Annotated in this window: 2 protein-coding genes; both read right to left on the bottom strand. The window is 68.7% G+C overall.

Annotated features, from left to right (window positions below; genetic code table 11):
• The coding region (locus ABT116_RS49040) for an acyltransferase family protein (RefSeq protein ID WP_351648090.1) at positions 1 to 392 on the bottom strand (392 nt) is incomplete at its 3' end.
• A 228-nt stretch (positions 393 to 620) separates the two neighbouring features.
• The gene (locus tag ABT116_RS49045; RefSeq protein WP_351648088.1) at positions 621 to 1,061 is read right to left on the bottom strand and encodes a MarR family winged helix-turn-helix transcriptional regulator; all 441 of its coding nucleotides are present in this window, start codon (positions 1,059 to 1,061) and stop codon (positions 621 to 623) included.
• Positions 1,062 to 1,125 lie beyond the last annotated feature (64 nt).

Below are 1,125 nucleotides of genomic sequence, written 5' to 3' on the forward strand. Positions count from 1 at the left end.
ATCGGGGTGGTCAGCCGCCAGATGAACAGGGCCGCCAGGAACCATGTCAGGTACAGGGGACTCAGCAGGCTGATGGCGCGGTCGGGGTCGCCGCTCGTCCAGCGCGTGTAGTAGGTGTACGCCACCTCGAAGACGACGTACGGCACGACGACGGTGGTGACCAGGCGTTTGATCCGCCCCGGGCCTGCGTCGAAGCTGCGTGAGAAATAGCCGGAGATGACGATGAACGCCGGCATGTGGAAGGCGTAGACGAGCGTGTAGAGCGCGGTGACGGCTCGGCTGCCGTCGCGCAGCGGCTCCCAGGCGTGTCCGATGGCCACCAGAACGATGGCCAGGTACTTGGCGTTGTCGAAGAACGCGTCTCTGGGCTTGGCCGCGGGGGCCGCCGGCAGGTCGCCGGTCGCCCGGCCGCTCGTTTCACGGGGGACTTCGGGTGGGGAGTGCCGCGTCTCCCGGTGGCTGCGCGGGGGCAGTGTGCGCGGGCCGGCGTTTCCTTGGGGTTGAAGCCCGGACAGACCAGAACACCTCTTACTTCATCGCGTGTCGGTGGATCCCGCCTCCGATCACATCACGAAAGTTCATCGATTGCGTAATCGCGCAACCGTGACGGCCCCGAACGGTCAGGTGTCGCGCAGCGCCTTCTCGATCTCGCCGAGCGAGCGGGTCAGCCGCCCGTAGTCGGCGGGGGCCACCGGTGCCACGAAGTACCGCTCGACGACCTGCGCATGGACCGCGGCGGCCCGGAGGAACACGGCACGACCCTGCTCGGTCGGCTCGACCAGGACGCTTCTGCGGTCCCCGGGAGCCGGTACGCGCCGCACCAGGCCCGTTCCCTCCATGCGGTCGATCAGGCGGGTGATGCCGCTGCTGGTGAGCGTGAGGTCGTCGGCGAGCCGGCGTTGCGAGATCTCCTCGTCCGGATGCCGGCAGAGCCGGATGAGAACCTCGAACATCGTGTGGCTGATCTCGCACTCCTTGCGCAGAGCCGTGTCGATCCGCTGTTCCAGGCGGGTGGCGGTCTTGATCAGCAGGCCGAAGTCGTGGACGAGCCCGGTGGGCACGCAGGGCTCTACGCGGCGGTGCCGGAGCCGGTCCGCCGCTGTGCCCTGGGGCGCGCCGCTTCAC

Source organism: Streptomyces sp. NPDC002130 (genome assembly GCF_040296465.1).
In the GTDB taxonomy this organism is placed as follows: Bacteria; Actinomycetota; Actinomycetes; order Streptomycetales; family Streptomycetaceae; genus Streptomyces.